This is a genomic window from Bizionia myxarmorum, from assembly GCF_008086205.1.
Taxonomy (GTDB): domain Bacteria; phylum Bacteroidota; class Bacteroidia; order Flavobacteriales; family Flavobacteriaceae; genus Algorimicrobium; species Algorimicrobium myxarmorum.
The window spans coordinates 108,662-133,619 of the sequence record NZ_VSKK01000003.1; the positions used below are offsets into that span (position 1 = coordinate 108,662).

The window sequence follows — 24,958 nt, forward strand, 5'->3', positions numbered from 1 at the left end:
ATTTTTTCTATTTTTGCTTTCAATGAATTTTACAGCAGAACAAATCGCGGGGATATTAGATGGTGAAGTTGTTGGCGACTCTACTATTGAAGTTTCCAATTTATCTAAAATTGAAGAAGGGAAAGAAGGTGAATTAACATTTCTCTCAAATCCGAAGTACACGCCCTATATATATACTACTAAAGCTTCTATTACTATTGTTAACAAAAGCTTTAAACCCGAAAAACAAATCCACACAACTTTAATAAAGGTGGATGATGCTTATAAAGCGTTTTCTAAATTACTTGAATATTACAATCAAGTAAAAATGAATAAATCCGGTATTGAACAACCAGCACATATTTCAGAGTCCGCAAAACTGGGTGAAAATATTTACATTGGTGCTTTTTCATATATAGGAAATAATGTGCAAATAGGCGATAATGTTAAAATATATCCGAATTCCTATATTGGAGATAATGTAGTAATACAGGACAATACGGTTATTTTTGCAGGTGTAAAAATCTATTCAGACTGTATTGTGGGTAGTTATTGTGTATTGAATTCTGGCGTTATTATTGGCGCAGATGGTTTCGGTTTTGTACCAAATGAAGAAGGAGAATACACTAAAGTACCACAAATTGGTAATGTTATTCTTGAAGATTATGTAGATATTGGTGCCGCGACAACTATAGATCGTGCCACTTTAGGTTCTACTATTATTAGACGTGGTGTTAAATTGGACAATCAGATACAAATTGCTCATAATGTTGAAATCGGTAGAAATACCGTTATTGCAGCGCAAACAGGCGTTGCGGGATCTACGAAAATTGGAAAAAATTGTATCATTGGGGGTCAAGTTGGAATTGCCGGCCATTTAATAATTGGTGATAATGTTAAAATTCAAGCTCAATCAGGTATTGGAAAAAACATAAAGGATAATGAAGTATTGCAAGGGTCGCCATCGTTTAACTATAGCGATTGGAATAAGTCTTATATTCACTTCAAGAATTTACCAAAAATTGTAAAGAACATAATAGAATTAGAAAAAAAAGTAGATGGGAATAATTAATACGGATATCAAGCAGAAAACTATTGCTAGTGCGGTTTCTCTCCAGGGCGTAGGTTTACATACTGGTAATGATGTGACCTTAACATTTAAGCCAGGGCTGGAAAATTCTGGTTTTGCATTTAGACGCATTGATCTAGAAGGTAGCCCAATTATTGAAGCGGATGCCATGTATGTTACCAATACGCAGCGTGGAACTTGTTTAGAAAAAAATGGCGTAATTATTCAAACTTGCGAACATGTTTTGGCTGCTTTAGTGGGTATGGATATCGATAATGCTATTTTAGAAATAAATGCAGCAGAACCACCAATAATGGATGGCTCATCTAAATTTTTTGTTGAAGCTATTGAAAAAGCAGGTATTGTAGAACAAGATGCCTTTAGAGAAGAGTATGAGGTAACAAATGTTATTTCTTATACGGATGAAGAAACGGGCAGTGAAATATTAGTTATGCCTGCAAAGGAATACCAAGTCACTACTATGGTGGATTTTGGAACCAAAGTTTTAGGGACTCAAAATGCATCTATTAAAAATATGTCGGAATTCAAGAAAGAAATTTCCGATTCTAGAACCTTCAGCTTCCTTCATGAAATTGAAACACTTTTAGAGCACGGTCTTATTAAAGGTGGCGATTTAAATAATGCTATTGTTTATGTAGATAAAGAATTATCGCCTGAAACCATGGCGAAATTAAAGATTGCTTTCAAAAAAGATTCTATTTCTGTAAAGCCTAATGGTATTCTAGATAATTTAACCTTGCATCATCCTAATGAGGCTGCACGACATAAACTTTTAGATGTTATTGGCGATTTAGCTTTAATTAGAACCCGCATTAAAGGTAAGGTTATAGCTAATAAACCAGGTCATTTAATTAATACTCAGTTTGCGAAAAAAATGTCCAAACTGATTAAAAATGAACGTCGTAATCATGTGCCCAATGTCGATTTGAATCAAGAGCCTTTAATGGATGTGAATCAAATTATGGACATGTTACCGCATAGACAACCGTTTTTATTAATTGATAAAATATTCGAATTGACCGATTCAGGCGTTATTGGAATGAAAAACGTTACCATGAACGAGCCATTTTTTGCAGGTCACTTTCCTGGAGCACCGGTTATGCCAGGTGTTTTAATTGTGGAAGCTATGGCGCAAACAGGTGGAATATTGGTTTTAAGCACGGTTCCAGATCCTGAAAACTATCTGACATTTTTTATGAAAATAGATAAAGTAAAATTCAAACAAAAAGTAGTTCCAGGAGATACGCTTATCTTTAAATGTGATTTAATTACGCCCATTCGTCGTGGTATTTGCCACATGCAAGGTTATGCTTATGCCAATGGGAAGCTTTGTGCAGAAGCGGAATTAATGGCGCAAATTTCAAAAGTAAAATAATAAAATAATCGATTAGCAGTTTTAAATAGTTGCTAATAATACGTACCAATATAATAACAAGCGTTAAAAAATGAATCAACCACTAGCATACGTGCATCCAGGAGCTAAAATTGCCAAGAATGTTGTTATTGATCCTTTTACAACTATTCATAATAATGTTATTATTGGTGAAGGCACATGGATAGGGAGCAACGTGACCATTATGGAAGGCGCTCGAATTGGTAAAAATTGCAATATTTTTCCTGGTGCTGTAATTTCAGCAACACCTCAAGATTTAAAATATAAAGATGAAGATACCACTGTTGAAATTGGTAATAACGTCACCATTCGGGAGTGTGTGACCATAAATCGTGGCACCACAGATAGAATGAAAACCGTTATTGGCGATAATTGTTTAATTATGGCCTATTGTCACATTGCACATGATTGTGTAGTGGGTAATAACTGTATTTTTTCAAATAATAGCACATTGGCAGGCCACATCACAATAGGTGACTATGTGGTTTTAGCGGGAATGACGGCTGTTCATCAATTTTGTTCCATAGGTAATCATGCATTTGTAACTGGAGGGTCTCTAGTAAGAAAAGATGTTCCGCCATTTGTTAAAGCAGCACGCGAACCCTTATCTTATGTAGGAATCAATTCTGTGGGATTAAGACGTCGTGGGTTTTCAACCGATAAGATTAGAGAAATTCAAGATATTTATAGAATACTATATCAAAAAAACTATAACAATACCCAAGCGGCTGAAATAATTGAAGCAGAAATGGAGGCAACTCCCGAACGTGATGAGATTTTACAGTTTATCAAAGATTCGCAGCGTGGTATTATGAAAGGTTACTTTAAGTCCAATTAAAGTATCATTAAATTACTTTACAACAAACAATTTTACACTAAAATAATATGGCATCAACTTCAGATATTAGAAATGGATTATGTATCCGGTTTAATCATGATATTTATAAAATAACCGAATTTTTACACGTAAAACCTGGCAAAGGTCCCGCTTTTATAAGAACTAAAATGAAAAGTGTTACCACTGGGAAAACCTTGGAAAACACGTTTTCAGCCGGTCATAAAATTGATGATGTTCGTGTGGAAACACATAAATTTCAATTTTTGTATAATGATGGTGAGTTTTATCATTTCATGAACACGGAAGATTATACCCAAATCCGTTTATTAGAAGCCGCTTTAGACAGAGCGGATTTAATGAAAGAAGGTGAAGTAGTAACTGTTTTAATTAATACAGAAGATAATTTACCGCTTTCCGTAGAAATGCCTGCTAGTGTTGTTTTAGAAGTTACAGCAACAGAACCAGGGGTTAAAGGAAATACGGCAACAAATGCAACTAAACCGGCAACAGTAGAAACGGGTGCTGAAGTAAACGTGCCACTTTTTATTAACGAAGGTGATAAAATTCGTGTGGAAACAGAAAAAGGAACTTACAAAGAGCGAGTTAAAGAATAAGCGTGAAATTTCCAAAAGCACATACACTCAAAGAAATAGCGACATTGCTTCATATTAATTATGTTGGCGATGCTGATTTTCCCGTTTTGGGCATGAATGAAATTCATGTAGTAGAAGCCGGCGATATTGTTTTCGTTGATCATCCTAAATATTACGACAAAGCTCTGGCGTCTGCCGCTACAATAGTTCTCATTAATAAAGAAGTAGACTGTCCAGAAGGAAAAGCACTTTTAATTAGTGACGATCCATTTAATGACTTCAACAAGCTAACCAAGCACTTTAAACCTTTTCATGCGGCATCTAGTTCCATTTCGGAAACGGCTAAAATTGGAAAAAACACCGTAATACAACCCAATTGTTTTGTTGGTCATAACGTGGTAATTGGTGATAATTGCGTCATTCATTCTAATGTTAGTATTTATGATGATACCGTTATTGGTAATAATGTAAATATTCAAGCGGGTACTATTTTAGGTGCTAGTGCATTTTATTATAAAAATAGACCAGAAGGTTTTGACCCTTTAATTTCTGGAGGTCGTGTTGTTATTCAAGATCATGTAGATATTGGCGCACTTTGTACGATTGATAAAGGCGTAACCGGAGATACTACTATAGGTGAAGGCACTAAAATTGATAATTTAGTTCAAATTGGCCATGATACTATTGTTGGAAAAAAATGCCTTATTGCTTCACAAGTAGGAATTGCTGGCTGCGTAATAATTGAAGATGAAGTAACTATTTGGGGACAAGTAGGCTGCGCAAGTGGTATTACCATTGGCACAAAAGCTATTGTTCACGGACAAACTGGCCTTACTAAATCTGTTGCGGGACATAAAACCTATTGGGGAACACCGGTTCAGGAAGCTAGAACTTTACTGAAAGAAATGGCGTCTATAAAACAGATACCTAAAATAATTGAAGAATTAAAAAACAAATAAATGACTTCAAAAGCACTAATTAAATCATTTTACGAATCTGATTTGGCAAATGATGAAACAGTAATAGACCAGTTTTATCATAAAGACTGTATAATTTTCTGGAATAGTAGCAAAGGATTATCTGAACGGAATTTTGATGAAATTTCACTTTTCTTTAAAGGGGTTAGAGAGTCTTATAATGATTTACGGTTTGATACGACTCATTTATTAGAAGAAGATAATTTGGTAACGGCTCGTTACACATTGTATGCGTGTACCATAGAATCTGAAGGTGATGAAATACCACTTGCCCATTATATCTGCATTTATCATATAAAAGATAATAAAATTCATCGTGCTTACGAGATTAGTCAGCCAGCAGATAAGGATACAATAGATTCCAATGCCTTTTCTGAAATAAAACTTTAAAAAGACTTTACAAATAGCGGGCAAAGCATTACTTTTGTCTCGTTTTAAAAACATAAAAAATCAAACTTAAATGAGCGTTTTAGTTAATAAAAATTCAAAGGTAATAGTTCAAGGATTTACAGGTAGTGAAGGAACATTTCACGCTGGCCAAATGATTGAATATGGAACCAACGTAGTTGGTGGTGTAACACCAGGTAAAGGTGGACAAACACATTTAGACAAGCCAGTTTTTAATACAGTTCAAGAAGCTGTTGATAAAGCGGGTGCTGATACGTCCATTATTTTTGTACCGCCTGCATTTGCTGCAGACGCCATTATGGAAGCTGCAGATGCTGGTATTAAAGTAATTATTACAATTACTGAAGGTATTCCTGTAGCAGATATGATTAAAGCTGCTCACTATATTAAAGATAGAGATTGCCGTTTAATTGGACCTAACTGTCCAGGTGTTATTACGCCAGGTGAAGCTAAAGTTGGTATTATGCCAGGTTTTGTTTTCAAAAAAGGAACGATTGGTATTGTTTCTAAATCAGGAACATTAACATATGAAGCGGCTGACCAAGTTGTAAAACAAGGTTTAGGTATTACAACAGCTATTGGTATTGGTGGCGATCCAATTATTGGAACAACGACTAAAGAAGCGATTGAAATGCTAATTAACGACCCAGAAACAGAAGCCGTTGTTATGATTGGTGAAATTGGAGGTCAATTAGAAGCAGATGCGGCATATTGGTATAAAGCAAGTGGTAGTAAGAAACCAGTTATCGGATTTATTGCTGGTGAAACTGCTCCTGCTGGACGTACTATGGGCCACGCTGGTGCCATTGTTGGCGGAAGTGATGATACAGCGCAAGCTAAAAAGAAAATTATGAGAGAATGTGGTATTCACGTTGTGGAATCACCTGCTGAAATAGGTAAAAAAGTTGCTGAAGTTATGGCATCTTTGTAAACCCATGATATTGTAAAATGAAAGGCTGTCTTATTGAGATAGCCTTTTTTTTTTGCTTTATATATTTAAGGGTTCAAAAGAATAAAGCATCTCAAAAACATTGTAATTGCTAATAAGGATAGTCCAATTTTTTAAGAAACTTTTTACAACTTGATTAATACATTTATGTTTTAATATTTCTTAAGTATTCTTTGTCTTTAACAATAGAACAGATCATAGTTTAAAAAAATGATTTATTTTATATCTTAGTTGATTCTAGGATTAGTTATAACCAAAAAGTTATCTTTGGTAGTTGAAATACCAACATAAAAATTTATATAAATGACATTATTAAAAGGAAAAACAGCCATAATTACAGGCGCAAGTCGTGGAATAGGTAGAGGTATTGCTGAAGTTTTCGCCCAACATGGTGCAAACGTTGCTTTTACTTATAGTTCTTCTGTGGAAGCAGCTAATGAATTGGAAAATGAATTAAATGCCCTTGGCGTTAAAGCTAAAGGCTATAAAAGTAATGCCGCTAGTTTTGATGAAGCCCAACAACTTGCTGAAGATGTGCTTAAGGAGTTTGGAAGTATTGACATTTTAGTAAATAATGCAGGTATTACAAAAGATAATTTATTGATGCGCTTAAGTGAAGCCGATTTCGATACCGTAATTGAAGTCAACTTAAAGTCGGTTTTTAATATGACAAAAGCTGTGCAACGAACCATGTTAAAACAACGTAAAGGTTCTATTATTAATATGAGTTCTGTGGTTGGTGTTAAAGGTAATGCTGGACAAACCAATTATGCAGCTTCCAAAGCAGGAATTATTGGATTTTCAAAATCTGTTGCTTTGGAATTAGGCTCCAGAAATATTAGAAGTAACGTCATCGCTCCAGGTTTTATTGAAACTGAAATGACGGCAAAATTAGATGAAGCTACTGTAAAAGGTTGGAGAGAATCCATTCCATTAAGACGCGGCGGAACACCAGAAGATATTGCCAATGTTTGTGTGTTTTTAGCAAGCGATATGTCGGCGTATATTACAGGTCAAACTATTAATGTTGATGGCGGAATGCTGACTTAATTTATGGCAAGTACAACCATAATTTATATCATTTTATCTGGAATCATAGCGCTTTTATTAGCGCTTTTTCAGTATGTATACAAGTCAAAACCTACTCGGACTAATGCCATTCTAGCTGGCTTACGTTTTATTACTATATTTTCAATTCTACTACTTTTGGTGAATCCGAAGTTAGATTCTGAAACCTTTTATAATGAAAAGCCCAATCTAATAATTGCGGCAGATGACTCGAATTCTATGGCGTTTTTGAATCAGTCGGATAGTGTTCGGAATCTTATTCAAGCTTTTAAAAATGATGCGGATTTAAATAAAAAATTCACCATAGATTATTATAAGTTTAGCAATGATATTTCGCTGAATGATAGTTTAGAATTTAGCACCAAGCAAACCAATATAGATAAGGCTATTAAGGGTTTACAAACTATTTATAAGAATACGGTTGCGCCAACTATTTTAATTACGGATGGGAATCAAACCTATGGAAATGATTATGAATACACGGCTAAAAGCTATAAGCAACCTATTTACCCGATTGTTTTAGGGGATACAACCAAGCATGTTGATTTAAAAATCACCCAATTAAATGTGAATAAATATGCCTTCTACAAAAATAAATTTCCTGTTGAAGTCATTTTGGTTTATAATGGTGAAGAAACAATAACCTCCGAATTTAAAATCACGAGTGGCAATGCCATTTTATTTTCAGAAAAGGTATCCTTTAGTAAAACGAATAACTCCAAAATCGTTCAAGCAACATTAACAGCCAATCAAGTTGGAGTTTTTACCTATCAAGCCGTTATTGCGCCCATTTCCAACGAAAAAAACGTTATAAATAATAGTAAAAACTTTGCTGTTGAAGTTATAGATGAGCAAACGAACATTGCCATAGTAAGCGCAATTCTGCATCCTGATTTGGGTGCTATTAAAAAAAGTATTGAAAGTAACGAACAGCGCACGGCTAGCATTTTAAAGCCAAACGCTTTTTTGGCGAGAATAGACGAATTTCAACTCGCTATTTTATACCAACCTAATGCTAGTTTTAAAGCGGTTTACACCAAATTAAATGCTGATAATAACAATCGATTCGTTATTGCAGGAACACAAACGAGTTGGCATTTTTTAAATGGCGTGAGCGGCAATTATCAACATGATTTAATTTCGCAAACGGAAAATTATCTAGCTGAAAAGAATACTAATTTTTCTGAATTTATCATTCCAGATGTCGATTTTGATGCGTTTCCACCTTTAGAAGGACAATTTGGAAATATTAATATCTCTGTTCCCTTTCAAACATTACTCTACAAACAAATAGGAAGCATCACCACAGATAAACCATTATTAATTACTCTTGAAAACCAAAATAGGCGAGAGGCGCTTCTTTTAGGTGAAAATATATGGAAGTGGCGTTCTCAAAGTTATTTAGATCAAAATTCCTTCAATTCATTCGATGATTTTTTCGGAAAAATGGTACAATATCTGGCTTCCAAAAAACGACGCGAACGCTTAAGTTTAGAATACCAATCATTTTATGATGGGAATACAAACGTTATTTTACAAGCCCAATATTTCAATAAAAATTACGAGTTTGATAATCGCGAAACCGTTTCTATTGCTATTACCGATGTTATTTCAAAAGAAACTAAAATTATTCCTTTAGTGCTTAAAAACAATAATTTTGAAGTGGATTTAAGCAATCTTCCTGCTTCAGATTACGAGTTTACGGTTAAGGCAAATACAAGCAATATATCCAAGTCTGGTAATTTCAAAATATTAGATTTTAATATAGAGCAACAGTTTACGAATGCCAATTTCTCTAAATTAAATAAATTGGCTTCTTTACATGGCGGTCAGACTTATTTCATGAATGATTTCCAAGATTTAAAAACAAATATACTAGCTGATAATCGGTACGTAACCATAGAACGAGCCACTAAAAAAACCGTATCTTTGATCGACTGGAAATACTTGTTAATTTTAATAATTCTAGCCCTTTCGGCAGAATGGTTTTATAGAAAGTATAAAGGTCTTATTTAAACTTAAAAGAATAATTAAACTATGGAAAAATTTCCTAAAATTGGATTACCTATTATTATTGCAATTGTAATTTTAATAGTTGTTATTGCTAAATCAGCTGTTACTATTGGATCAGGTGAAGCAGGCGTATTGTACAGAACTTTTGATGAAGGTGTTGTTACAAATGAACCACCATTGGGAGAAGGTTTCCATGTTGTAGCACCTTGGAACAAGGTTTTCGTTTACGAAGTACGTCAACAAGAATTGGTGGAACGTATGAATGTACTGTCGTCTAATGGACTAGATATTAAATTAGAAGCATCTATTTGGTTTCAACCAGCCTATGAAAGTTTAGGAAAATTACATCAAGAAAAAAGTGAAATGTATAAAGAGCGCGTGTTGTTGCCAGCTATTCGTTCTGCAGCAAGAAGCGTTGTAGGCCGTTATACGCCCGAACAATTATATTCTAGTAAGCGTGATGCTATTCAACAAGAAATTTTTGAAGAAACACAGAAAATCGTTAAAGATCAATATATTCAATTAAACGAAGTTTTAGTGCGTGACGTAACCTTACCAGGAACAATTAAGGACGCCATTGAACGTAAATTAAGACAAGAGCAAGAGTCTTTAGAATATGAATTTAGATTGGTAACGGCAGCTAAAGAAGCTGAAAAACGTATTATTGATGCACAAGGTAAAGCAGATGCTAACCGTATTTTAAGTGCCTCTTTAAATGATCAAATTCTTCGAGATAAAGGTATTGAAGCAACTGTAAAATTATCAGAATCAGCTAACAGTAAGGTTATTGTTATAGGTTCTGGAGATTCTGGTTTACCAATTATTTTAGGTAACCAATAATTTTTTTCAAAATAAAACCCACATTATTAGGTTTTATAGAATTATTTTACAAATCTTTGTTCAGACAAAAAAAAACATGACATTTATTCAATCACATCATCATCATTTTCATACGTGCACTCAAGCAGGCTGAAAATGTATTGAATAAATTCAACATATTAAAAAACCCGTTTGAGTATCTCAAGCGGGTTTTTTGTTTTCCTTCCATTCGGATTTCATCTCGTTCAGATTTACTCAAACTACTTTAAAGTTTAACTAAAAAATCGCAGTAGCGTAAAAAATGTTATGAGTAAATTAAAAATTGCAGTTCAAAAATCAGGACGATTACACGACGATTCCATGAAAATACTGAATGAAGTCGGTATTTCCATAGACAATGGTCGCGATCAATTAAAAGCCTCCGCAAAAAACTTTCCTCTAGAAGTGTTCTATCTCCGAAACGGAGATATTCCGCAATACCTTTTAGATGGCGTTATAGATGCCGCTATAATAGGAGAAAATGTATTAATTGAAAAAGGGAATTCTATTTCAATAGTGGAAAAATTAGGATTTTCTTCTTGTCGCGTGTCATTAGCTATTCCAAAAACAGACAGCTATACTAGCATTCAAGATTTGAATGGTAAACGTATTGCCACATCCTATCCTAATACGGTTAATGCGTTTTTGGATAAAAACAATATTGAAGCCCAGCTTCATATTATTAATGGTTCTGTTGAAATTACGCCTAATATTGGATTAGCCGATGCTATTGTAGATATTGTTTCTAGCGGTAGCACCTTATTTAAAAACAATTTGCAGGAAGTTGAAGTTCTTCTTCAATCTGAAGCAGTTTTGGCTGTTTCACCTCAAATAGGCACAGAAGAAAAAGCCATATTAGATAGTTTGCAATTTCGCTTACAATCGGTTTTAAAAGCACGGAAATCGCGTTACGTATTATTAAATGCGCCAAATGATAAACTGGAACGGATTATTGAAATTTTACCTGGAATGAAAAGTCCAACGGTTTTACCCTTAGCCGCACCCGGCTGGAGTTCTTTACATTCGGTTATTGATAAAAATGATTTTTGGGAAATTATTGACGCACTAAAAAAAGCAGGAGCCGAAGGTATCCTAGTTTGTCCAATTGAAAATATGGTATCATGAAAATTATAGAAAACCCTAAAAACCAAACTTGGTTTGATCTGTTGCAGCGTCCAACCTCTACTGTTGCCGATATTGAAAAAACCGTAACCGAAATATTTAAAGATATTCAACTAAACGGTGATACGGCTGTTTTAAAATACACCGATATTTTTGATGGTGTTAAAGTTTCGGAAATGAAAGTTACCGCTGAAGAAATTGAATTGGCAAAAAGCAAAGTCAAAACAGAGCTAAAAGAAGCCATTTTATTAGCAAAGCGAAATATTAAACGGTTTCACGAAGCTCAAAAAACCGAGCGTATCGAAATAGAAACCGAAATAGGTGTTTTATGCTGGCAAGAAAAGCGAGCCATTGAAAAAATTGGACTATACATTCCTGGCGGCACGGCACCTTTATTTTCAACCGTTTTAATGTTGGCAGTTCCAGCGCAAATTGCCGGATGTACCGAAATTATTTTGTGTTCGCCACCTAATAAATTTGGTAAAATTGCAGATGAAATTCTTTACACCGCCGATTTATGTGGCGTTACTAAAATTTACAAAATAGGAGGTATTCAAGCTATTGCAGCGATGACTTTTGGTACAGAAACCATAAAACCAGCATATAAAATTTTTGGACCTGGAAATCAATTTGTAACCGTGGCGAAGCAATTAGCAACAAAGTATGGCGTGGCCATTGATATGCCGGCAGGACCTAGTGAATTATTAATTATGGCAGATGATTCAGCTGTTCCAAAATATGTGGCTGCCGATTTATTGAGTCAAGCTGAACATGGTTCGGATAGTCAAGTGATTTTAGTTTCCACATCAAAAAAATTAATTGATGCGGTACTTTTAGAAGTAGATTCACAAATGGCGCAATTACCACGAAAAGATATGGCTCAAAAAGCTATTTTAAACTCGAAGGCTATTTTGGTTCCTAATAATGAAGAAGCTTTAAAATTCATCAATGCTTACGCTCCAGAACATTTTATTATATGTGCTGAAAACGCTGAATTTTTCACTAACGGTATTCAAAATGCGGGTTCTGTTTTCATTGGAAATTACACACCGGAAAGCGCGGGCGATTATGCCTCTGGAACCAATCATACCTTGCCAACCAATGGATTTAGTAAATCGTATTCTGGTGTAAATTTGGATAGCTTTAGTAAAGCTATCACCTTTCAAAAAATATCGGAAACCGGCTTAAAAAACATCGGAAAATTCATTGAAATTATGGCCGAAGCAGAAGGTTTGCAAGCACATAAAAATGCGGTAACTATCCGATTAAAAGACTTACAATCATGAATATTCAAAATTTAATAAGACCTAATATTCTAAAACTGAAGCCGTATGCTTCGGCACGTGATGAGTTTAAAGATTTTAATGAAGCGCTCACCTTTTTAGATGCGAATGAAAATCCATTTGAAAATGGTTTAAATCGGTATCCGGATCCACAACAAACAGCTTTAAAATCGCGTTTAGCAAGTGTAAAAGGGTGCAAAACAAATCAAATTTTATTGGGAAATGGCAGCGATGAAGTTTTAGATTTAATTTTTAGAACCTTTTGCGAACCTAGCCAGGATAACGTATTATTATTACCACCAACTTATGGAATGTATGAAGTTTTGGCAAATATTAATAATGTGGAAATTCTCAAAGTCAATTTATCAGTAGATTTTCAACCGGAAGTTTCAACCATATTAGAAACAGCCAATCAAAATACTAAATTGCTATTTTTATGTTCACCTAACAATCCAACGGCCAATAATTTTGAAGCCAAGTCCATTGAAAAATTGCTACAGGAATTTAAAGGGATGGTTGTTATTGATGAAGCTTATAGCGATTTTTCGGAAAGTGAAAGTTGGATAAGTCGTTTAAACGAATTTCCAAATTTAATTGTTATTCAAACCCTATCAAAAGCCTATGGTTTAGCTGGTATTCGTTTAGGAATGTGTATGGCTTCAGCAGAAGTAATTAGCGTTTTAAATAGCATTAAACCACCATATAATATAAACCAGTTAACACAAGAAACTGCTTTAAAATGCTTGGAAAATCTGGATGTGGTTTCAGATCAAATCAAATTGATTAATGCCGAACGTCAGCGCGTTATTTCAGAATTAGAGTCGGTTGAAATTATTAAGAAATTATATCCTAGCCATGCTAATTTCATTTTGGTTAAAGTAGATGATGCCAACAAGCGTTATAAGGAATTAATTGAAAAAGAAATAGTTGTTCGCAATAGAAGTAAAGAACCTTTATGTGAAAATTGCCTGCGATTAACAATAGGAACACCCGATGAAAACACCAAATTAGTAACTGTTTTAAAAGCCTTAAAATGAAAAAAGTATTATTTATAGATCGCGACGGCACTTTAATAAAAGAACCACAAGATGAGCAAATTGACAGCTTTGAAAAACTAGAATTTTATCCAAACGTATTCCAGTATTTAGGCCGAATAGCTAAAGAATTAGATTTTGAATTGGTAATGATCACCAATCAAGATGGTTTAGGTACCGAGGTTTTTCCTGAAAACAGTTTTTGGCCAGTGCATAATTTAATTATGGAAACTTTTAAAAGTGAAAGTATTAATTTTGAAAAGGAATTTATTGATAGAACCTTTACAAAAGACAATGCGCCAACCCGAAAACCAAATACGGGATTATTAACTCAATATTTCTCTGACGATTATGATTTAGCAAATTCCTTTGTAATTGGTGATCGTTTAACCGATATGGAATTGGCAAAAAATTTAAAATCTAAAGGGATTTTAATTAACGGTGAAGCCAATTTAGGTGCAGATGAAATTTCGCTGAAAGCTGAAGCCTTGCAAGAATTTATAGCCTTGGAAACGGATAATTGGGAAGCTATTTATAATTTTCTAAAAGTCGCCGAACGTTCAGGTTCTATTGAACGTAAAACCAATGAAACCGATATTAAAATAGCTGTAAATTTAGATGGAACAGGTAAAAGTTTCATTCAAACAGGTATTGCTTTTTTTGATCATATGTTGGAACAAATTGCCAGACATGGGCAGTTGGATTTAAATATAGAGGTTAAAGGAGATTTAGAAGTTGATGAGCACCACACCATTGAAGACACGGCTATTGCCTTGGGTGAGTTATTTAATACGGTCTTGGGTTCTAAATTAGGCATGGAACGTTATGGTTTTTGTTTACCAATGGACGATTGTTTAGCCCAAGTTGCTATAGATTTTGGTGGTAGAAATTGGCTGGTTTGGGAAGCCGATTTTAAACGTGAAATGATTGGACAAATGCCTACTGAAATGTTTATGCATTTCTTTAAATCATTCACAGATGGCGCCAAATGCAATTTAAATATTAAAGCAGATGGCACCAATGAACATCATAAAATAGAAGCTATTTTTAAAGCCTTTGCAAAAGCAATTAAAATGGCTGTAAAAAGGGATGTAAACAAAATGATTTTACCAACAACAAAAGGTGTTTTATAATGAAAGTGGTACTTATTGATTATGGCGTAGGAAATATTAAAAGTATTCAATTTGCTTTTGAAAGGTTGGGGGTTTCAATAGTTTTAAGTAAGGATCCTGAAATAATACAACAAGCGGATAAAGTGATTTTACCTGGAGTTGGCGAAGCTAGTTCAGCTATGAGAAAATTGAAAGAAACTGGGCTTGATGCATTAATCCCCACACTGAAACAGCCTGTTTTAGGCATTTGCTTGGGGATGCAATTAATGTGTAACCATTCTGATGAAGGAAATACAACGGGCCTTAAAATTTTCAATACAGAAGTAAAACGATTTTCTAGTGACGTGAAAGTGCCTCAAATGGGTTGGAACACGATAAATAACTTGAAAACAGATTTATTTTTTAAGTTAAAAGCGCCTGAATACATGTACCTTGTTCATAGCTATTATGCCCAGAATTGTGCACAGGCAATTGCCTTAACGGAATATGATATTTTATATGCTTCAGCATTACAAAAAGACAATTTTTATGGTGTTCAATTTCATCCTGAAAAGAGCAGTCGCGCTGGAGAACAACTACTTAAAAACTTTATGAAATTATAACTTTTTTTTAAAATTTCAGATTAAAAATAGAATAGGCTATCAAGCTTTATTGAAAAGAAAATATGAGAATTATACCAGCAATAGATATTATTGGCGGAAAATGCGTCCGACTCACCAAAGGTGATTATAATACTAAAAAAATATATAACGAAAACCCATTAGAAGTTGCCAAACAGTTTGAAGACTCCGGTATCGAATATTTACACTTGGTAGATTTAGATGGCGCCAAAGCGAGTCATGTTGTAAACTACCGCGTTTTAGAACTTTTGGCTTCAAAAACAAGCTTGAAAATTGATTTTGGTGGCGGTTTAAAATCGGATGATGATTTGCATGTAGCTTTTAATTCAGGTGCTCGCCAAATTACAGGAGGTAGCATTGCGGTTAAAGATACCGCTACCTTTAATGGTTGGTTAACCACTTACGGTTCCGAAAAAATTATTTTAGGGGCCGATTGTCATCCTACAGAAACTGGTGGAACCATTGCCGTTAGTGGCTGGCAAGAACGCAGTAATCAAGAGGTGATACCATTTGTACAGAGTTATCAAAAAAAGGGTATTCGCTATGTTGTATGTACGGATATTTCGAAAGACGGCATGTTGGAAGGTCCCGCACTAACGCTTTATAAAAAAATGTTGGAAGCTTGCACCAATAGCAGTGCTAGGCAATCTATAAAACTTATAGCTTCAGGTGGTGTTTCCTGTATTGAAGATGTCATTGCGCTAAAAGAGTTGGGTTGTGAAGGTGTTATAATAGGAAAAGCACTTTATGAAAATAAGATTCAACTTAAAGATTTAGCCCGTTACATTTAAAATTATGCTTACAAAACGAATTATTCCCTGTTTAGATATCAAAAATGGACGAACCGTAAAAGGTGTTAATTTTGTGGATTTAAAAGATGCAGGTGATCCTGTAATTCTAGCCAAAAAATATGCGCAAACTGGTGCTGATGAATTGGTGTTTCTTGACATTTCAGCCACATTAGAAGGCCGTAAAACGCTTGTTGATATGGTTTTACAGGTGGCAAAAGAAATTAATATTCCCTTCACTGTAGGCGGTGGTGTGAGTTCTGTTGAAGATGTAGATCTTTTACTTCAATCTGGTGCGGATAAAGTGGCAGTGAATTCTGCAGCCATTAAAAGACCTGAACTCATAAAGGAATTGGCCGATAAATTTGGTAGTCAGTGTGTGGTTGTAGCCATTGATGCCAAGCAAATTAATGGATCATGGAAAGTCCATTTAGCGGGTGGCACGATGGCAACCGATTTGGATTTATTTGAATGGGCCAAAACTGTTGAAACTTTAGGTGCTGGCGAAATATTATTTACATCCATGGATAATGACGGAACAAAACAAGGTTTTGCTAATGAAGCCTTGGCGCGTTTATCAACAGCATGCAATATTCCGATTATTGCTTCTGGAGGTGCCGGAACCGTTGATCATTTTATGGACGCATTCCAAATAGGAAAGGCAGATGCCGCTCTAGCAGCCAGTGTTTTTCATTTTGGAACCATTGATATTTTAGAATTAAAAAAAACGTTACAAGAACAAAACATACCAATACGCTTATAATGACTATCAATTTTAATAAATACGAAAACGGGTTAGTTCCTGCTATTATTCAGGATGCGAATACCAAAACAGTTTTAATGCTTGGTTTTATGAATCAAGAAGCTCTAGATATTACAAATTCAACCAAACAAGTCACATTTTTCAGTCGCTCTAAAAACCGACTATGGACGAAAGGAGAAGAGAGTGGGAATTTTCTGCAACTTATTGATGTGAAAGTTGATTGTGACCAAGACACCTTACTTATTTCGGCAAAACCTATTGGTCCTACCTGCCATACAGGCGCCGATACCTGTTGGAATGAAACAAATATGTCAAATTTCGGATTTCTTACTGAATTAGAATCCATTATTACCCAACGAAAAAATGACGCTTCAGAGTCAGATTCTTATGTAGCATCTCTATTTAAAAGTGGCATCAATAAAATGGCTCAAAAAGTAGGGGAGGAAGCCGTGGAAGTGGTTATAGAAGCTAAAGATAATAATGATGATTTGTTTTTAAATGAAAGTGCCGATTTACTATTTCATTACTTAATTCTCTTGCAAGCCAAAGGCTTTACTTTGAGAGATGTGGAATCAATTTTAAAAGCGCGAAATAAATAATCTTATTTTTCTATATAGTTCCAAAAGTTCCTGAATAATTGCCCAACGATTATAAAAGCAGTAATTTTCGTGACTCATAAAAAAATCATTATAGTGTTTGAAAAGCGGTATTATTATTTGATTACTTGTCAGTATTTAGGCTATCGTTTTCATGGTTGGCAAAAGCAACCCAATTTAAAAACGGTGCACTTAATGATTGATAAAACCTTAAACTTTATTTTAGAAGGTAAGCGGTTTAAAACCTTGGGTTCTGGTAGAACAGATGCTATGGTTTCTGCAACGGAAGCGGCTTTTGAATTGTTTATTTATCATGAAATTGAAGATATAGACGTTTTTTTAAAACTCTTTAATCAGAATTTACCGCAAGATATTCGGGCTTTGAAAATCAGGCAAGTGGACGCGGAATTTAACGTCATTCAAGATTCAAAGGTGAAAGAATATTTATATGTTTTCGCCCATGGCGATAAGTTTCATCCATTTTGTGCGCCGGTAATTACCACCATTTTGGATGAATTAGATACGGAATTAATGAAAGCTGGCGCTAAACTATTTGAGGGCCACCATTATTTTAAATCCTATTGCTATAAACCTACAGATAATGGTATTTATAATCGTGAAATTCTTACTTGTGAAATTGTAGAAAACACAGTGTTTACAGCCAATTTCTTTCCAGAACAATCTTTTATACTTCGCGTGCGTGGAAAAGGATTCATGCGCAATCAAATCCGGTTGATGATGGGTGTTTTAATTGAATTAGGTAAAGGTGAAAAAACCCTTCAAGATATTGCAGATAGCTTACATTCTGACAATGAGATTATTGTTCATTATATAGCGCCTGCTTCGGGTTTAATACTCAATAAAGTAGATTTTAGTTAAATTAAGATTTCTTAATGATTTACTGAAAAAATCCAAGAACTCATGTTTTGTTAACATTTTTTCATTAAAAACTCTTATACATTAGTTAAAAAATGTTAAAAAAGATCTAAATCGACAACTTGCATCGTACTTTAATTAGTAAACCAATTTTAATCAAACAAATATTAATTAATCTTAAAACAAAGTATTATGAAAACTATCTTATACGTAGGATTATTTCTTATTTCTAGTAGCTTATTAGCTCAGGAAAAATCAAGAGATATGTCTCAAGAAACAGAAACTAAAACCGTAAGAATTGATGACGGTCGTAAAGTTGTAGAGAAGAAAGTTAAAACAACAACAACGGAGGAGAACGAAGTAAGACTTTCCGAAGAAGATGTAAACAAAGTGGATCAAGAGCGCATAATCAGTGATTCTGATAAAAAAATTACGCAAACAATAGAAATTGATAACGATGTGGATCCGTTTTATGATTCTGAAATTGAATCCATGAATTACCAACAAGACGGTAAAAATTATCGTTTTGTAAGAACAACTGCAGGTTTTGATATCGCAACGCCAGAATCAAAAGCTAATTATGGTAGCGCTATTAAGTCTACCAACTCAAATGAATACGTTATTAAAATGAATGAATTTTCAGGTACTGGCTATTTTAACAGTGATGGGAATTTCGTAATTGAATATTATGATAAAGAGAGAGACGCTTTAATTCAAAAGGAATTTATTAGTCCTAAATAATCATAAACCAGTAAATAAATATAAGACTGTCTGAAAAGGCAGTCTTTTTTTATTATTTTTAAGCTTAAAATAAAGTTATGACCTCAATTGATACCAAAGCCTTCCAATTTCTTAAGAAATTAGAAAAAAACAATAACCGCGATTGGTTTGCAGAAAATAAAATGGAGTTCAAAGCTATTGAAGCTGATATCAAAAAAGCATTCAAATCGGTTTTTGAGGCTTTAAAAGCTCATGACGATGTGGATCAATTCAAGATGTTTCGAATTTATAGAGATGTCCGTTTTTCAAAAAATAAATTGCCTTATAAAATCCATTTTTCTGGTTCCTTCCAAAGGCGTAAACCCGAACTGCGTGGCGGTTATTATATGCATTTGGAACCGAACAACAAATCCTTCATCGCCGTGGGTTTTTGGGATCCAAATAAGGAGGATTTGTTACGTATACGTAAGGAATTTGAAATGGATGCTTCGGAAATGCGCGATATTATGAAAGCCAAAATCTTTAAATCGGTTTGGGGTGAATTAGAAGGCGATGAGCTTATTTCGGCGCCTCGGAATTTTGATAAAGAGCACCAAAATATTGACCTTATAAGAAAGAAGCAATTCGTTTTCACCAAAAAATTTAGCGATGACCAGGTTTTTAAATCGGATTTTTTAGAAATTGTGAATTCTGCCTTTAAAGAAGTAAAGCCGTTCTTTAATTATATGAGTGATGTGCTCACCACCAATTTAAATGGTGAACGCATTATATAAGTTATTTGATTTCTAAAATTTCATGGGTATTTTCATTAAAAGTTATGGTGTCGCCAACCATTTTTCCTTTCAATAATTGGCCAATAGGAGAGAGCAGCGAAATACCAAAATAATTATTTTCTTCTGTATCAATAGCACCAATACTAATAGCCATAAAAAACGTGTTTTTACTAGTTTTTACAATACTTCCTAAAGACACGCCTTCCGATTTCTTTTTCGGATTAATTAATTTTAAGGTATCTAACGTTTTAGTGGCTTCAGATAAGTGTTGAGCATTTTTTTCTAAATCGTTAAATAATTTTCCGTTTCCGGAATCATCATCCATGTCATTGCTTTTATCGTTGGCTTCAATAGATTCTTTAATGGTATCAATTTCACCTTTATAACTGGCAATACGTTTGTTTACATAGCTAAAACAAGCTTGTAAAAGCACTTCTTTTTCATTCATATTTTACACAAACTGTGATTCAAACAGTTGAATATTACTAATTAATCGTTCTTTCACCAAATTCATCATGCGTTTATTTAAAGCAGATGAGTTGCCGATATACATTTTGTATTCTTCTACAGTAAACTGACCAATAACAATACCTTTCAAAGAATTTCTGAATTTCATATCCTTTTGAATGGCGTTTTCAATATAATCTATTTGCTTTTCAACATCTAAATCATAAAAAACCTGTTTATGTTTATGGGCGTAATTTTTAAAAACTTCGTTTAATAAGTCGTTTTGAAATTTTACCACTGGACGTAATGTTGCATTTTGAAAACGTTCGTCCACGCTCATGTCATCATTAAATTTTGCTGATGGAATATCAGGACGAGAGGCTAAAAGATTGTCAGATCGGTTCATGGTTTAAGTTTTAATAAATTTATGAATTCTTACAACCCTTTAATCCGTCTGAAAAAATGAATATCAACAGTTTTATTAACAAAATACCAAAAAACTATAGGCTTATAGCAGCTTTAGAGGCTGTTTTTTAAGGTCAAAATTCCATTATAATGTATCTTTGAGTATTCAAATTTAAGAAAGATAAATTATGAGATTTCATTCACGAAAATGGGTTAAACCCGAAGACTTAAATCCTAATGGCACTTTATTTGGAGGCCGTTTATTAGCATGGATAGATGAAGAAGCAGCTTTGTACACGGCTATACAGTTAGAAAATCAAAAAATAGTCACTAAATATATTTCAGAAATTAATTTTATGAGTTCGGCTAAACAAGGCGATATTGTTGAAGTAGGCATGACTGTTTCAAAATTTGGAACCAGCTCTATTACTTTAAAATGTGAGGCAAGAAATAAAATGACACGTGAAACTATTTTAACTGTAGAAAATATTATTATGGTAAATTTAGATGATCAAGGTAAACCCAAACCACATGGCAAGACTAAAATTGAATATGTAAAAGACAGAATGTAAGTGGATAGCTTTTATTGCTTTTTACAGCAGTAAATCGCCATAGCCCCATATAATAGTCCCAATCAAGCCCGTAAGAGTGGAAGCGGTAGAAAGCGCGTCATGATAAAAATCCTTTTCACGAATTTTTTTGAATTTATCACGTAAGCGTAATTCTGAATCAAATAAATTCTGGATTTCTGATTTTTTCAAATCGGCTAAAATAAACTGAACCACAACTGAAACAAAAGTCAAAATAGCGCCTGATCTAGCGAACCATGTTTCTGAAGAATGCATGGAAAAGTAAACGGATATTAAACAAAAAATAATACCGAGCATTAAAAGTATTGTAGGTGTTCGATATTTCTTTTTATCAACAATCATGGTCGCTTATATTTTGAATTTTAGGATTTGAAATATACATAATTTCCATTTTATTCTAGGATTTTATCAATTTACTGTAAATAAGTGTTTCGTCTAAATTTCTTAAGTTTCTTGTATTTTTGGCGTATTAGGCTAGCGATATTAAGCGTTTTTTGAAACCTAGATATTAAAAAATTATATAAAACTGTTTTCAGTATCTCTAATATTTTAACAGTCAGTTGTCTTAACTTCAGTTTAGTTAGACTAATTTTACCAAATAATTTTTTGGACTGCTTTACTTATTTAAGTGAGATTGATGCAATTTTAAATAATTATCTGCCTTCTTCAAGAAATTATAATACGTCACCGTAGCGAAATTCGCTGTTTTGAGGTTAATTGAGTGCCAAATCATAAAATAATCTATGGGAAACCCACAGTTTTCAAGAGTAGCTGACAATGAATTTTCAAAAGTATTACGTCAGAGAGTCAATTTATATTTCAAAACCAATAATTTAAGTAAAAAAGCAAATAGCACGATGGTCGTCAAAACCATCTTGATGCTATCGTTGTTTTTTATACCCTTAATTTTACTTTCAACTGGCCTCGTTACAAGTGTTGGCATGCTCTTTACACTATATATTATCTGTGGTTTGGGCATGTCTGGAATTGGCATGGGCGTTATGCATGATGCTATACACGGTTCCTATTCAAAAAATAAAACAATAAATAGATTATTGGGTTACACGTTTAATCTTATTGGCGCCAATGCTACCATTTGGAGAATTCAACATAATGTATTGCATCACACTTACACTAATATTGACGATGCTGATGATGATATTAATACACCTTTTTTCTTGCGATTCTCGCCGAATGGAAAACATCATAAATCGCAAAGATTTCAGCATATTTATATTTGGTTTTTCTATGGAATTTCTACGATTTTCTGGATTACCGCTAAAGATTTCGTTCGTTTAAAGCGTTACAAAAATATGGGACTTTTAAAAGAAGACCAAGAGTACAGCAAAGAACTGGTGAAAATGACGGCTTGGAAGCTTTTTTATTATTCATACGCTTTGGTGCTACCTATGATTATGGTACCTTTGTCTTGGTGGGTGATTTTATTAGGCTTTTTAAGCATGCATCTTGTTACCGGATTCTTGGTTAGTGTGGTATTCCAAATAGCGCACATTATGCCAACTACTGATTTCCCACTACCAGATAACGAAGGAAAGATGACAAATGAATGGTATCGCCATCAATTTGCAACTTCCACTAATTTCGCACCAAAAAGTAAGGTGTTATTTTGGCTTATAGGTGGTTTAAATTATCAAGTTGAGCATCATGTGCTTCCAGATATTTGCCATGTACATTATAAAAACTTAAGTCCTATTGTTGCGCAAACTGCAAAGGAATTTGGTATGCATTATCATGTTAAAAAGAGTATTTTTCATGCTATTGTTGATCACACTAAAATGCTTCGCATGCTTGGCAGAGATGAAATTATAATTAAAGCAGCATAAATATATTAAAAACGTAAAGTAAAATAACAGACCTCATGTTAAAAAAATTAATGAATAAATTGTTTGGTAGTTCTACGCCAACAATGAAAGAAGGAACCGTAAAATTTTATAATAGATCCAAAAAATTTGGCTTTATTACTATTAATGATACAGATGAAGAAGTTTTTGTTCACGCATCAAACCTTATCGATAAGATTAGAGAGTCGGATAAAGTTACATTTGAAGTTGAAAAAGGAGATAGAGGCTTAACAGCCATTAAAGTGCGCAAAGCATAATATAGAAATAGTAGTATATATAAAAAAAACCATCAGTTATGATGGTTTTTTTTATGCTTGTAAGTTAAAAGTTGGCCTGAAAGTATTAAAGCTTTGGCCTATATTTTTTATTTTGAAAAGGTATAATGAAAAAGCTACTTCTTAATTTTTATCGGTTTTAAAGCAATAATGCCAACGGCGTCCAAAGCTCTGATAATAACATAGGTCATATCTATCTCATACCATTTCACACCAAAATTAGCACGACTGGCATATTTATGATGATTGTTATGATAGCCTTCACCCATCATTAAAAAGTCAAAACGAAACAAATTCTTACTGGTATTTTTCATTTTGAAATTTACGTATCCATAAATATGACCAAACCAGTTTATGATAACACCGTGAATAGGCGCCATTAAAAATGTTACTGGCAGCAGAAGCCATTGCCACCAAGCGGTTGCAAAAAAGACAAAGAATAAGGTATATAAACTAATCCACAATAGTCTAGAAAAACGGGAACCTGCAAATTTGTCGAACGCTTTCCATTGCGGAACATTTTTAGTAAAACGTGGGTCTACTTCAACACGTTCTGAATTAATATCTTGATAAATAGTTTTTGTTTTCCACATCATGGCAAACATATTATCATCATAGGAAGGGGAATGCGGATCTTGTTCTGTGTCTGTGTAAGCGTGATGCATGCGGTGCATTATACCATAGCCATAGGCACTTAAATAACTTGAACCTTGAAAAATCCAGGTTAAAACAAAGGTGATACGTTCCATGGTTTTAGACATGGTGAAAACTTGATGAGCCGCATAGCGGTGTAGAAAAAAGGATTGAAAGAATAAGCCTCCATACCAAAGCACTAAAACAAAAATTACGACAGCCATTTCTTTTTTTTACAAAGATAATTTGTCTTTGGGCATCAAACAATGAACCTAAATCAATTAAATAGCATTTTAGTCCGTTTTATAGTCGTTTACGGATTCTGCTTAAAGCTTGCGGTGTAACGCCAATATAGGAACTGATATATTTTAAGGGAATAATTTTTAGTAATTCCGGTCGTTCTTGGAACAGCTTCAAATACCGTTCTTCAGCATTTAGATTTAATAAATTTTGCTCGCGTTTAGATTTAATTAAGAAAAGACGTTCAGCCGTTAAGCGACCAATTAAATTGCCAATTTGGGTCATTTTATAAATAGCCTGCAAATCATCATAGCTGATGCTTAACAATGTAGTGTCCGTAAGTGCTTGCAGTTCATAGGCAGAAGGCGATTGCGTTAAAAACGAATCATAAGCGCTGATAAACTGATCTTTAAAACTGAAACCAAACGTGATTTCCTTTTCAGGATTTTCTTTAGGAATAAATAAACGTACCACACCTGATTCTATAAAGGAAATATGATTTTCAATATCATGAAGTTTTAAAAAAACCTCCTTTTTGGCAATCTCACGACGCTGTAATTTGGATATAAAAAATGACCAGTCAGCATCTGAAATGGAAGCTATTTGCTCTAAATAGGATTTTATTTGTTGCACGTTTTGAGGTTGAGTATATT

At 33.9% G+C, this 24,958-nt stretch carries 29 protein-coding genes; 24 read left to right on the forward strand and 5 right to left on the reverse strand.

The features are described from left to right. Positions 1–22: 22 nt before the first annotated feature. The 21 genes from lpxD (at position 23) to ES674_RS11780 (ending at position 19,853) form a co-directional block, all read left to right on the forward strand. The gene (gene lpxD / locus ES674_RS11680) at positions 23–1,051 is read left to right on the forward strand and encodes a UDP-3-O-(3-hydroxymyristoyl)glucosamine N-acyltransferase (RefSeq protein WP_148404225.1); all 1,029 of its coding nucleotides are present in this window, start codon (positions 23–25) and stop codon (positions 1,049–1,051) included. Further along, complete coding sequence (locus tag ES674_RS11685) at positions 1,038–2,444, forward strand: bifunctional UDP-3-O-[3-hydroxymyristoyl] N-acetylglucosamine deacetylase/3-hydroxyacyl-ACP dehydratase (protein ID WP_148404226.1); 1,407 nt, start codon at positions 1,038–1,040, stop codon at positions 2,442–2,444. The genes lpxD and ES674_RS11685 overlap by 14 nt, the downstream gene beginning before the upstream one ends. Before the next feature lie 70 nt (positions 2,445–2,514). After that, on the forward strand, positions 2,515–3,300 hold the full coding sequence (gene lpxA / locus ES674_RS11690; protein ID WP_148404227.1) for an acyl-ACP--UDP-N-acetylglucosamine O-acyltransferase: 786 nt from the start codon (positions 2,515–2,517) through the stop codon (positions 3,298–3,300). A gap of 47 nt (positions 3,301–3,347) precedes the next feature. Continuing rightward, on the forward strand, positions 3,348–3,914 hold the full coding sequence (gene efp, locus ES674_RS11695; protein WP_148404228.1) for an elongation factor P: 567 nt from the start codon (positions 3,348–3,350) through the stop codon (positions 3,912–3,914). A gap of 2 nt (positions 3,915–3,916) precedes the next feature. After that, on the forward strand, positions 3,917–4,852 hold the full coding sequence (locus ES674_RS11700) for a UDP-3-O-(3-hydroxymyristoyl)glucosamine N-acyltransferase (RefSeq protein WP_148404229.1): 936 nt from the start codon (positions 3,917–3,919) through the stop codon (positions 4,850–4,852). Then, the gene (locus ES674_RS11705; protein ID WP_148404230.1) at positions 4,853–5,260 is read left to right on the forward strand and encodes a nuclear transport factor 2 family protein; all 408 of its coding nucleotides are present in this window, start codon (positions 4,853–4,855) and stop codon (positions 5,258–5,260) included. A gap of 70 nt (positions 5,261–5,330) precedes the next feature. Further along, positions 5,331–6,209 (forward strand): succinate--CoA ligase subunit alpha, encoded by an 879-nt coding sequence (gene sucD / locus ES674_RS11710; protein ID WP_148404231.1) that lies wholly within the window; start codon positions 5,331–5,333, stop codon positions 6,207–6,209. 321 nt (positions 6,210–6,530) lie between these two features. Next, a complete protein-coding gene (gene fabG / locus ES674_RS11715; RefSeq protein WP_148404232.1) occupies positions 6,531–7,277 on the forward strand; it encodes a 3-oxoacyl-[acyl-carrier-protein] reductase in 747 nt (248 codons plus the stop codon). Between the two features lie 3 nt (positions 7,278–7,280). Beyond that, the gene (locus ES674_RS11720) at positions 7,281–9,311 is read left to right on the forward strand and encodes a VWA domain-containing protein (RefSeq protein ID WP_148404233.1); all 2,031 of its coding nucleotides are present in this window, start codon (positions 7,281–7,283) and stop codon (positions 9,309–9,311) included. Between the two features lie 21 nt (positions 9,312–9,332). Then, positions 9,333–10,148 (forward strand): prohibitin family protein, encoded by an 816-nt coding sequence (locus ES674_RS11725; RefSeq protein ID WP_148404234.1) that lies wholly within the window; start codon positions 9,333–9,335, stop codon positions 10,146–10,148. Between the two features lie 285 nt (positions 10,149–10,433). Continuing rightward, entirely contained in the window at positions 10,434–11,291 is an 858-nt protein-coding gene (hisG, locus tag ES674_RS11730; protein WP_148404235.1) for an ATP phosphoribosyltransferase, read from the forward strand. Continuing rightward, on the forward strand, positions 11,288–12,574 hold the full coding sequence (gene hisD, locus ES674_RS11735) for a histidinol dehydrogenase (protein ID WP_148404236.1): 1,287 nt from the start codon (positions 11,288–11,290) through the stop codon (positions 12,572–12,574). Before hisG ends, hisD begins: the two co-directional genes overlap by 4 nt. After that, entirely contained in the window at positions 12,571–13,608 is a 1,038-nt protein-coding gene (hisC, locus tag ES674_RS11740; RefSeq protein WP_148404237.1) for a histidinol-phosphate transaminase, read from the forward strand. The genes hisD and hisC overlap by 4 nt, the downstream gene beginning before the upstream one ends. After that, positions 13,605–14,738, forward strand: coding sequence for a bifunctional histidinol-phosphatase/imidazoleglycerol-phosphate dehydratase HisB (gene hisB / locus ES674_RS11745; protein ID WP_148404238.1), 1,134 nt, complete (start codon positions 13,605–13,607; stop codon positions 14,736–14,738). The genes hisC and hisB overlap by 4 nt, the downstream gene beginning before the upstream one ends. Continuing rightward, positions 14,738–15,319 (forward strand): imidazole glycerol phosphate synthase subunit HisH, encoded by a 582-nt coding sequence (gene hisH, locus ES674_RS11750; RefSeq protein WP_148404239.1) that lies wholly within the window; start codon positions 14,738–14,740, stop codon positions 15,317–15,319. Before hisB ends, hisH begins: the two co-directional genes overlap by 1 nt. 62 nt (positions 15,320–15,381) lie before the next feature. Then, positions 15,382–16,128 carry a 1-(5-phosphoribosyl)-5-[(5-phosphoribosylamino)methylideneamino]imidazole-4-carboxamide isomerase gene (gene hisA / locus ES674_RS11755; protein WP_148404240.1) on the forward strand — a complete coding sequence of 249 codons (747 nt, stop codon included), beginning with the start codon at positions 15,382–15,384 and terminating at the stop codon, positions 16,126–16,128. 4 nt (positions 16,129–16,132) lie between these two features. Next, entirely contained in the window at positions 16,133–16,888 is a 756-nt protein-coding gene (hisF, locus tag ES674_RS11760) for an imidazole glycerol phosphate synthase subunit HisF (RefSeq protein ID WP_148404241.1), read from the forward strand. Next, the gene (hisIE, locus tag ES674_RS11765) at positions 16,888–17,487 is read left to right on the forward strand and encodes a bifunctional phosphoribosyl-AMP cyclohydrolase/phosphoribosyl-ATP diphosphatase HisIE (protein WP_148404242.1); all 600 of its coding nucleotides are present in this window, start codon (positions 16,888–16,890) and stop codon (positions 17,485–17,487) included. Before hisF ends, hisIE begins: the two co-directional genes overlap by 1 nt. A 93-nt stretch (positions 17,488–17,580) precedes the next feature. Further along, positions 17,581–18,363, forward strand: a complete 783-nt coding sequence (locus ES674_RS11770; protein ID WP_148404620.1) for a tRNA pseudouridine synthase A — start codon at positions 17,581–17,583, stop codon at positions 18,361–18,363. A 189-nt stretch (positions 18,364–18,552) separates the two neighbouring features. Then, on the forward strand, positions 18,553–19,101 hold the full coding sequence (locus ES674_RS11775; protein WP_148404243.1) for a hypothetical protein: 549 nt from the start codon (positions 18,553–18,555) through the stop codon (positions 19,099–19,101). Between the two features lie 77 nt (positions 19,102–19,178). Next, entirely contained in the window at positions 19,179–19,853 is a 675-nt protein-coding gene (locus ES674_RS11780) for a DUF2461 domain-containing protein (RefSeq protein WP_148404244.1), read from the forward strand. 1 nt (position 19,854) lies between these two features. Here the strand turns inward: ES674_RS11780 and ES674_RS11785 are convergent, their stop codons facing one another. Continuing rightward, positions 19,855–20,301 carry a GreA/GreB family elongation factor gene (locus ES674_RS11785; protein WP_148404245.1) on the reverse strand — a complete coding sequence of 149 codons (447 nt, stop codon included), beginning with the start codon at positions 20,299–20,301 and terminating at the stop codon, positions 19,855–19,857. A 3-nt stretch (positions 20,302–20,304) separates the two neighbouring features. Further along, entirely contained in the window at positions 20,305–20,706 is a 402-nt protein-coding gene (locus ES674_RS11790; protein ID WP_148404246.1) for a glyoxalase, read from the reverse strand. Between the two features lie 187 nt (positions 20,707–20,893). Between ES674_RS11790 and ES674_RS11795 the strand changes: the two genes are divergently transcribed. Then, positions 20,894–21,277 (forward strand): acyl-CoA thioesterase, encoded by a 384-nt coding sequence (locus ES674_RS11795; protein ID WP_148404247.1) that lies wholly within the window; start codon positions 20,894–20,896, stop codon positions 21,275–21,277. A 21-nt stretch (positions 21,278–21,298) separates the two neighbouring features. Here the strand turns inward: ES674_RS11795 and ES674_RS11800 are convergent, their stop codons facing one another. Next, entirely contained in the window at positions 21,299–21,550 is a 252-nt protein-coding gene (locus ES674_RS11800; protein ID WP_148404248.1) for a hypothetical protein, read from the reverse strand. A gap of 488 nt (positions 21,551–22,038) precedes the next feature. Between ES674_RS11800 and ES674_RS11805 the strand changes: the two genes are divergently transcribed. Further along, the gene (locus ES674_RS11805; protein ID WP_148404249.1) at positions 22,039–23,139 is read left to right on the forward strand and encodes a fatty acid desaturase family protein; all 1,101 of its coding nucleotides are present in this window, start codon (positions 22,039–22,041) and stop codon (positions 23,137–23,139) included. 50 nt (positions 23,140–23,189) lie between these two features. Further along, positions 23,190–23,414 (forward strand): cold-shock protein, encoded by a 225-nt coding sequence (locus ES674_RS11810; protein WP_394348512.1) that lies wholly within the window; start codon positions 23,190–23,192, stop codon positions 23,412–23,414. A 134-nt stretch (positions 23,415–23,548) separates the two neighbouring features. Here the strand turns inward: ES674_RS11810 and ES674_RS11815 are convergent, their stop codons facing one another. Both ES674_RS11815 and ES674_RS11820 read right to left on the reverse strand, forming a co-directional pair. After that, positions 23,549–24,289 carry an acyl-CoA desaturase gene (locus ES674_RS11815; protein WP_148404250.1) on the reverse strand — a complete coding sequence of 247 codons (741 nt, stop codon included), beginning with the start codon at positions 24,287–24,289 and terminating at the stop codon, positions 23,549–23,551. Positions 24,290–24,368: 79 nt separating this feature from the next. After that, entirely contained in the window at positions 24,369–24,938 is a 570-nt protein-coding gene (locus ES674_RS11820; RefSeq protein ID WP_148404251.1) for a Crp/Fnr family transcriptional regulator, read from the reverse strand. Positions 24,939–24,958: the final 20 nt, after the last annotated feature.